The sequence below is a fragment of the Sulfitobacter sp. 1A12779 genome (assembly GCF_043557315.1).
GTDB classification, from domain to species: Bacteria; Pseudomonadota; Alphaproteobacteria; order Rhodobacterales; family Rhodobacteraceae; genus Sulfitobacter; species Sulfitobacter faviae.
The window spans coordinates 1-1131 of the sequence record NZ_JBIFFU010000084.1; the positions used below are offsets into that span (position 1 = coordinate 1).

Here is a 1131-nt window from a genome sequence, read left to right on the forward strand (position 1 = left end):
CGGCTGGTAAATATTGGTCATGTCTGATGCCGCCTCCGAACTCGCCAAATTACGCGCTGCCCTGGCCGCCGCAGAGGCCCGTGCAGATGTGGCGGAAAGCGAGCTGGCGCAGGCCCGCGCGGTTGTCTCCTGCTCAGAAGCGATGATCCAAGAGCTCAAGCTTGAGATCGCAAAACTGCGCCGTGACAAATACGGTATCTCGTCAGAACGACGCGCCCGGCTGATCGATCAACTGGAACTGCAGCTTGAAGAGATGGAAGCGGCGGCCACCGAGGATGCCTTAGTCGCAGATCAAGCAAGCGAGAAAGCCAGCACGGTGCGCGCCTTCACGCGCCGCCATCCGGGGCGCAAGCCGTTCCCCGATCACCTGCCGCGCGAACGGGTTGTCGTCGAAGCACCGGTCGCCTGCACCTGCTGTGGCTCGGACCGGATCGTGAAGATGGGCGAGGACATCACCGAGACGCTGGAGGTGATCCCGCGTCAGTGGAAGGTGATCCAGACCGTGCGCGAGAAGTTCACTTGCCGAGCCTGCGAGAAGATCAGCCAGCCGCCGGCGCCGTTCCATGCGATTCCGCGCGGATGGGCCGGGCCCAGCCTGATCGCAATGCTAATCTTCGAGAAATATGGTCAGCACCAGCCGTTGAACCGGCAGGCCGAGCGGTTCGCCCGTGAAGGTGTAGAGCTGAGCCTGTCCACCCTGGCGGACCTGGTCGGGCACGCGACTGTCGCCCTGCAGCCGATCCATGCGCTGATCGAGGCCCACGTGCGTGCCGCTCACCGCCTGCATGGCGATGATACCACCGTGCCGCTTCTGGCACGGGGCGGTGCAAAAAAGGCCCGGCTCTGGACCTATGTGCGTGATGACCGCCCCTGGAATGGTGGCGCACCGCCGGCCGCGTTCTTCCGCTTCTCCCGAGATCGCGCGGCAACCAATCCCAATCAGCATCTGGCAGAATGGCAAGGGGTGCTGCAAGCGGACGCCTATGGTGGATACAACGACCTCTATCGAGAGGACCGAGACGCGGGGCCCGTGACCAGTGCGCTGTGCTGGTCGCATGCGCGCCGGAAGTTCTTCGAACTGGCCGATATCGCGGGCAACGTCCGCAAGGGCAAACCTGCCCATCAGATCTC

The 1131-nt window shown here is 63.7% G+C and carries 1 protein-coding gene; it reads left to right on the forward strand.

The window, feature by feature from the left end:
• Positions 1-19: 19 nt before the first annotated feature.
• A partial coding sequence (gene tnpC, locus ACGYLQ_RS20880) for an IS66 family transposase (protein ID WP_394444692.1) occupies positions 20-1131 on the forward strand: 1112 nt, incomplete at its 3' end.